A 7,260-nucleotide genomic window follows, 5' to 3' on the forward strand; every position below is an offset into this window, starting at 1 on the left:
ACCCCCTTATGTTTTGTTTTTCTGACTGATCAGACCGGAGGGCTTGATCAACAGCACGATGATTAATACGACAAAGGCAATGGCATCTTTCGGGATGGGGATTTGGGTATATACGGAGGCCAGCACCTCGGTCAGGCCGATGAAGATTCCGGCAATGACGGTTCCAAAGGGATTTCCCAGTCCGCCCAGCACAATGATGGCCAGCATCTTATAAGAAGGCACCTCGCCCAGAGCGGGAGTGATCGAATTGTAAAGAATACCGACCATGATGCCCGCGGCGGCAGCAAACCCGTAACCGAGAACGTAAGAGAGCGCCATTGCCGAACTGGTATCCACACCGACCGCTCTGGCAATCTCGCTGTCTTGCGCGGTAGCGCGCCAGGCCAGACCCAGCTTGGTTTTGTTCAGAATAAACCACAGGATCAGCAGCAGGGCTGCCGTGAGCGCAAAAATCAGGATCCAGCTGGGCAGTATCACCAGACCGCCGATGCGGTAGGACTCTACAGGAAAAGAAAAGTTATACGCTTTGGTTCCGGGCCCCGCAATGAGGCGAACCAAATCGTTGCTGATGGTGAACAGGCCGACCGACGCCACCAGAGGAATGATCGCAATCACCTGCGGCTTCGCAAGAATCGGACTGTAAACTGTTTTCTGCAGCAGTACGCCGAGCCCCCCTGCCAGCAGGATCGCGCCGAGAAAGGTCAGGATAATGTTGCCGGTAGAAAGGTAGATGTACCAGCCCACATAAGCGCCGATCAGGTAAGCGGCCGCGTTCGCAATATCAAGAATTCTGAGGATACCGTAGATCAGTGTCGCGCCCAAAGCGGTAAGAGCATAGAGACTGCCGATCATCAGTCCATTAATTAACTGTTGCGTAATCATTTTCGTGCACCACTTCTCTTTGGGAGATTTTTTACAAAAAGGAGGCACCGCCGCGATTGGCGACGCCTCTTTCTCCATTTTGGTTTATGGGAGCGATTTCGGTTTAATAGTTGGTCGGGTCAATGATCTTGGAATCATCGATCACAGCAAATCCATGGAATGCGCCTTCCTGCACCTGCTGAATCTGAACGGTCTTTACGGCCGAGCGGGATTTGGTGTAGTAGAGCAGCTTGCCGGTAACCGTTTCAAAGTCCTTCATGCTGCTGATGTAATCGCGCAGTGCGGCGCTGTCGCCGGTGCCCACTGACTCAAAGCCGGCAAACAGCACCTGAAAGGCGTCATATACGGATGCGCCTACCATGTCGGGCTGCATTTTGTACGCGGCTTCGTATTCTTCGATATACTTCTGCGTGCTTTCCAGCTTGTCGTCGCGGTTCATATTGGTGGTGATGTACAGTCCGTTGGCATACTCGCCGGCTGTTTGCAGCAGCTGCCAGGAGTCGGCCCCCTCCGTGCCCAGAACAGGAACCTTCAGGCCCTGCAGCGCGGCCTGCCGCACCACTTCGGAGGCGTGCGCATAGTAGTTGGCGCTGTAAATCATGTCGACATTCAGACTTTTGATTTTAGAGATGATGGACGTGAAATCATTGTCGGACATTGCCACATAGTCTTCCGAAACGATTTTTGCGCCATTGGCTTCGGCATAGGACTTAAAGTATTTCGAAAGCTCCTTGCCGAAATCCAAATCCACCCCGATAATCGCGATCTTCTTCGCTTTCAGGTTCTCCACGGCAAATTTGGCGCCGGCAGTCCCCTGTACCGAGCCGGGGAAGGACTGCGAGAAAATGAAATCGCCGGCATTGACCACGTCGGGGTGAATCGCGTAGGCGGCGACCATCACGATTCCCGCATCCTGAAAGATGGGAGCGGCAACGCGAGTGGGGCCGGAATAAGAGCCGGAGACAACAGCGTCCACCTTGTCGGCGGTAGAGAGTTTTTCGGCGATATTCGCCGCTTGGGTGTTGTCCAGACCGTCGTCATAGGCCACCAGCTCAAGCTTGCGGCCATTGATGCCACCGGCGTCGTTGGCGATTTTCACAGCCAGTTCGGCGGACTGACGCGCGCTCTGGCCATCGGCGGCGGCAGCGGCGGCGGATTCCGGTGTGAAAAACCCAATACGGATCGGGGCGTTAGAATCTCCTCCGGAAGAGCCCCCCGAAGAAGCAGCGCCTGCCGCCGAACCGCCGGATGCGCACGCGGTAACGGACATCAGCAAGGACAAAGTCATCAGGACTCCCAACAGTTTTTTCATGAATACTTCCCTCCTGTTTTTCTCAATACGAGAGGATGAATCGGCTGGATACCGGTTCAACTGGCTCTGCGGGGTGCAGCCCCATGCTGTCATTGAAAATGACTGCAAAGGGTGTGGTTCGGTCAGCGTTACCCGGCTCGCCGTATCGGATCATCCTGTCCTATATTTATGAGGCATGTCAGCTGTTGAGACCTGCTCTTGAATTTTCTGCGTTCTAAAAACTTCTGATTTCAGCTCACAAAAAGTCTAAGACAAAAGCCGGGGCAGCGATCCTTTTCGGGTCGTCTGCTCCGGCTTTCGCGAGTTTATGAACAGCGCTTTTGATATAGAACGATCTCTTGAAACACCATCTTGCCAATTTCTTGACGCGGGGCGTTTTCATCTTGACACCGTTTTGATTCCTTTTCTGATAGGATGGAAACTACCGGAATAGTGAGGATGTGAGGGTAGAACAATAGAGACAGTCGAATCAGATTTTAAGGCCTCCGAAATTCGGGTCATTGTTCATCCGGTTTTGAAATCCTGGTGGTTGAAAATGCCTGAAAGGATTTAGATGGTCTATGTGTGCAAAGAAAGAGATATTGGGAGATGAAAGAATGGGGATCGTTTTTATCGCGGTAGGGCTGATCGGCGTGGCCCTGTTGGTCTATCTGTTTTACGTTCTGTTTCGAGGTGATGAGTTATGAGTCGTATGGTTTTGCAGGACATCCTTTATATCGCTATTTTAATTGGATTGTCCGTTCCGCTGGGCAGCTATATCTATAAGGTGATGACAGGGCAGAAGGTGTTTTTAACGCGGGCGCTTGCCCCCGTGGAAAAGGGAATTTACAGGATGATGGGCGCTGCGCCGGACGAAGAAATGAGCGCGAAAAGATATGCGCTTTCCGTTCTTCTGTTCAGTGCGGCCGGCTTTCTTTTCCTGTTTCTTTTGCTACTGATTCAAGGCTTTCTGCCGCTGAATCCCGAAGGGATGAACGGCACCAGCTGGCACCTGTCGTTTAATACAGCCGCCAGCTTTGTTTCCAATACAAACTGGCAGGCCTATGCGGGCGAATCCACACTGTCTTATTTGACGCAGTTTTTAGGGCTTACCGTTCAGAATTTTGTATCGGCCGCAACGGGAATCGCGGTTCTTTTTGCGCTGATCCGGGGCTTTGTTTTAAAGCAGAAAAAGACCCTCGGCAGCTTTTGGGTCGATCTGACAAGATCGACTCTCTATATTTTCATCCCGCTTTCTTTCGTCGTTGCTCTGCTTTTGATTTCTCAGGGAGTGGTGCAGACCTTCGGCCCTTATCACGAGGCTGCCATGCTCGAAAGCGGGGCCGCGCAGACAATTCCGCTGGGCCCCGCGGCCAGCCAGATCGCCATTAAGCAGCTTGGCACAAACGGAGGCGGATTTTTCGGGATGAACTCCGCGTTCCCGCTGGAAAACCCCACGCCCTTTTCCAACTTCATTCAGGCGCTGTCTATCCTGCTGATTCCGGCTGCTCTTTGTGTCAGCTTTGGAAAAGCCGTAAAGAACGGGAAGCAGGGGAGAACGATCTATATTACCATGATGATTTTCTTTGCGTCGGCGCTTGTAGCCGCCACAGTGAGCGAACAGTTTGCCGCCCCTGCATTTCAGGGGGTGGCGGCCTCCGGCAGTATGGAGGGGAAAGAAGTGATCCACGGCGTCGGCGCTTCCTCTTTGTGGGCAGCTGTCACCACGGCAGCCTCCAACGGTTCAGTCAACGCGATGCACGACAGCCTGACCCCGCTGGCCGGGATGGTCTCCATGTTCCTGATGCAGCTGGGGGAGATCGTGTTTGGCGGTGTGGGCAGCGGGCTTTACGGCATGCTTGCGTTCGTGCTGCTTACGGTGTTTATCGCGGGTCTGATGGTCGGCCGCACACCGGAGTATTTGGGCAAAAAGGTAGAGCCGTTCGATATGAAGATGGTGTGCCTGATTGTTCTGGCGCCCCCGCTGCTGACGCTGCTCGGCACCGCGGCCGCCGTCGTCAGTCCCGGCGCCGTCTCGTGGCTGACCAATTCGGGCGCTCACGGATTTTCAGAGATCCTTTACGCTTTCTCCTCCATGGCGAATAACAACGGCAGCGCTTTTGCCGGTTTTCGTGCGGATACCGTATTCACCAATGTTTTGGGCGGGGTGATTATGCTTCTGGTTCGGTTCATTCCCATGACGGCGGTGATCTTCCTTGCCGGAAATATGGCGCAGAAGAAAACGGTGGCCGCGGGGGAAGGAACCTTATCCACCAGCAACGGCACCTTTGTCGGGCTTTTGATCGGAGTGATCCTGATCATCGGCGCGCTGAGCTTTTTGCCCGCACTGGCACTCGGCCCGATTGCCGATTTCTTTACGACGCGATCTTAGAAGGGGATTCAAATGGAAAAGAAGAATGTAGATAAAAACATCTTTGCGGATGCGCTCCGGCAATCCTTTGCGAAGCTTTCTCCCCGCGTGCAGGTGAAAAATCCTGTGATGCTGGTGGTTTATATCGGGGCGATCCTGACGACTGTATTGTATTTTCTCTCGTTTGCAGGGCTCAAAGATGAAAATGCGGGCTATACCCTCGCCATCGCGCTGATCCTGTGGTTTACCGTGTTGTTTGCCAACTTTGCGGAGGCTATAGCCGAGGGGCGCGGCCGCGCCCAGGCCAACAGCCTGCGCAGCGCGAGAAAAGACGTAAAGGCCAAAAAGCTGAAATCTGCGGCCAATACTGAGGAATATACTGAAGTTCTCTCCAACGCGCTGAAAAAGGGAGATATTGTGTACGTGAAGGCGGGCGAGCAGATCCCGATGGACGGAGAAGTGATTGACGGGGCAGCCTCCGTGGACGAGAGCGCCATCACCGGGGAATCCGCGCCCGTCATCCGCGAATCCGGCGGCGACCGGAGCGCGGTGACCGGCGGAACGACCCTGGTGTCCGACTGGCTGATCGTCCGGGTGACGGCGGAGGCCGGAGAAAGCTTTCTCGATAAAATGATCTCGATGGTGGAGGGCGCCGCCAGAAAGAAAACGCCCAACGAGATCGCCCTGCAGATTCTGCTGATTACCCTCACCATTATTTTTCTGGTGGTCACGGCGACCCTGCTGCCCTTTACCAGCTTTGCAAGCGCGCAGGCCGGCGCGGGCTCGGCGATTTCCATCACCAACGTCATTGCGCTTCTCGTGTGCCTTGCGCCCACCACGATCGGCGCGCTGCTTTCCTCCATCGGCATTGCGGGCATGAGCCGCCTGAATCAGGCCAACGTTCTGGCCATGAGCGGGCGCGCGATCGAAGCCGCCGGGGATGTGGATGTGCTTCTGCTGGATAAGACCGGAACCATTACCTTGGGGAATCGCCAAGCCAGCGAGTTTCTGCCGGTGAACGGCGTTTCGGAGCGGGATTTGGCAGACGCCGCGCAGCTCTCCTCCCTTGCGGATGAAACCGCGGAGGGCAGAAGCATTGTGGTGCTGGCCAAGGAGCGGTTTGGAATCCGCGGCCGCGAACTTTCCACTCTGGGAGCAAACTTTGTGGAATTCTCGGCAAAAACCAGAATGAGCGGCATCGACTATCAGGGGAATGAGATCCGAAAAGGCGCCGCCGATACCGTCAAAGCGTTTGTGCTGCAAAAGGGCGGCGAATACCCGCAGGAATGCGAGCAGCTGGTACAGCGCGTGGCGGGCGCGGGCGGCACGCCGCTCGTCGTTGCGAAGAACAATCAGGTGCTGGGCGTGATTTATTTAAAGGATATTGTGAAGAACGGCGTCAAAGAGCGCTTTGAGGACCTGCGCCGGATGGGTATCAAAACCATTATGATCACCGGCGACAACCCCATGACCGCCGCGGCAATCGCCGCCGAAGCGGGCGTAGATGATTTTCTGGCGGAGGCCACGCCGGAAGCGAAGCTCTCTCTCATCCGGGACTATCAGTCCAAGGGGCATCTGGTCGCCATGACGGGCGACGGTACGAATGACGCGCCCGCACTGGCGCAGGCAGATGTGGCGGTCGCGATGAACACGGGCACGCAGGCCGCCAAAGAAGCGGGCAATATGGTGGATTTGGATTCCAGCCCCACCAAGCTGATCGACATCGTGCGGATCGGCAAGCAGCTCTTGATGACCCGGGGCTCTTTGACGACCTTCAGCGTGGCCAACGACGTGGCCAAGTATTTTGCTATTATTCCGGTGCTGTTTTTCGGGATTTATCCGCAGCTTGCAGCCCTGAATTTTATGGGCCTGACCAGCGCCGCAAGCGCCATGCTGTCGGCGATCATCTATAATGCGCTCATTATTGTCGCGCTGATTCCCCTGGCACTCAAGGGAGTAAAATACCGCGAGCTGCCCGCCGGAAAGCTGCTGAAACGGAATCTGCTGATTTACGGGCTGGGCGGGATTACCGCTCCTTTTCTCGCGATCAAGCTGATCGACATTCTTCTGACCGTTTGCGGTCTGGCATAAAAGGGGGAGAGAACCGATGAAAAGCATGAAATTACTCAGGCCCGCGCTCGTGTGTTTTGCCCTGATGACGCTCTTGTGCGGTGTTCTTTACACTGCGGTGATCACGGGCGCAGCCCAGCTCTTGTTCCCCAATCAGGCGAACGGCAGCATCATTACCGTTACCCTCAAGGATGGAACGAAAAAAGAATACGGCTCCGAGCTGATCGCGCAGGAATTTACCAGGCCGGAATACCTGGTCGGCAGACCTGCCGGTGTGACGAACCTGTCCCCCACGAGCGAGGAGCAGAAAAAGCTGGTGGAGGAGCGCATTGACTGGTGGCATTCCTTCGACCCCGGCAACACAGCGGATATCCCGATGGATTTGGTGACGGCCTCCGCCAGCGGCGTGGACCCCAATATTTCTCCGGCGGCGGCGGAATATCAGGCGGCCAGAATCGCCGCCGCCAGAAATGTGCCGGTAGAAGAGGTCAGGCGTATCATTCAGACCTATACAAGCGGACCCTTCCTTGGGGTGATCGGCGAACCGGCCGTCAACGTTTTAAAGGTGAATTTGGCTCTGGATGGTTTGCTTTCGAGCTAATTTATTTTAAAACAGTGTGGGGCATGGATTTCTCCCCCCGCCACA

At 55.2% G+C, this 7,260-nt stretch carries 6 protein-coding genes; 4 read left to right on the forward strand and 2 right to left on the reverse strand.

Translation table 11 applies throughout. The features are described from left to right. Positions 1-6: 6 nt before the first annotated feature. Together HMPREF1141_RS04780 and HMPREF1141_RS04785 are read right to left on the reverse strand one after the other, a co-directional pair. A complete protein-coding gene (locus HMPREF1141_RS04780; protein ID WP_035316566.1) occupies positions 7-882 on the reverse strand; it encodes a branched-chain amino acid ABC transporter permease in 876 nt (291 codons plus the stop codon). A gap of 103 nt (positions 883-985) precedes the next feature. Further along, positions 986-2,194 carry an ABC transporter substrate-binding protein gene (locus HMPREF1141_RS04785; protein ID WP_009061610.1) on the reverse strand — a complete coding sequence of 403 codons (1,209 nt, stop codon included), beginning with the start codon at positions 2,192-2,194 and terminating at the stop codon, positions 986-988. A 596-nt stretch (positions 2,195-2,790) separates the two neighbouring features. On the opposite strand from HMPREF1141_RS04785, the gene HMPREF1141_RS04790 reads away from it, so the two are divergent. From HMPREF1141_RS04790 to kdpC, 4 genes are read left to right on the forward strand one after another with little or no spacing between them, the layout of a single operon-like run. Further along, the gene (locus HMPREF1141_RS04790; protein WP_081487978.1) at positions 2,791-2,880 is read left to right on the forward strand and encodes a potassium-transporting ATPase subunit F; all 90 of its coding nucleotides are present in this window, start codon (positions 2,791-2,793) and stop codon (positions 2,878-2,880) included. Continuing rightward, positions 2,877-4,565, forward strand: coding sequence for a potassium-transporting ATPase subunit KdpA (gene kdpA / locus HMPREF1141_RS04795; protein ID WP_035316567.1), 1,689 nt, complete (start codon positions 2,877-2,879; stop codon positions 4,563-4,565). Before HMPREF1141_RS04790 ends, kdpA begins: the two co-directional genes overlap by 4 nt. A 12-nt stretch (positions 4,566-4,577) precedes the next feature. Beyond that, positions 4,578-6,635: a potassium-transporting ATPase subunit KdpB gene (gene kdpB / locus HMPREF1141_RS04800; RefSeq protein WP_009061607.1), complete on the forward strand. Its 2,058-nt coding sequence runs from the start codon at positions 4,578-4,580 to the stop codon at positions 6,633-6,635. Between the two features lie 25 nt (positions 6,636-6,660). Continuing rightward, positions 6,661-7,215 carry a potassium-transporting ATPase subunit KdpC gene (gene kdpC, locus HMPREF1141_RS04805; protein WP_196795025.1) on the forward strand — a complete coding sequence of 185 codons (555 nt, stop codon included), beginning with the start codon at positions 6,661-6,663 and terminating at the stop codon, positions 7,213-7,215. Positions 7,216-7,260 lie beyond the last annotated feature (45 nt).

It is taken from the genome of Clostridium sp. MSTE9 (genome assembly GCF_000277625.1).
Taxonomy (GTDB): Bacteria; Bacillota; Clostridia; order Oscillospirales; family Acutalibacteraceae; genus Faecalispora; species Faecalispora jeddahensis.

Coding starts and splice junctions, on each gene's coding strand:
- HMPREF1141_RS04780 (WP_035316566.1), bottom strand. CDS start 882: ATGATTACGCAACAGTTAATTAATGGACTGATGATCGGCAGTCTCTAT.
- HMPREF1141_RS04785 (WP_009061610.1), bottom strand. CDS start 2,194: ATGAAAAAACTGTTGGGAGTCCTGATGACTTTGTCCTTGCTGATGTCC.
- HMPREF1141_RS04790 (WP_081487978.1), top strand. CDS start 2,791: ATGGGGATCGTTTTTATCGCGGTAGGGCTGATCGGCGTGGCCCTGTTG.
- kdpA (WP_035316567.1), top strand. CDS start 2,877: ATGAGTCGTATGGTTTTGCAGGACATCCTTTATATCGCTATTTTAATT.
- kdpB (WP_009061607.1), top strand. CDS start 4,578: ATGGAAAAGAAGAATGTAGATAAAAACATCTTTGCGGATGCGCTCCGG.
- kdpC (WP_196795025.1), top strand. CDS start 6,661: ATGAAATTACTCAGGCCCGCGCTCGTGTGTTTTGCCCTGATGACGCTC.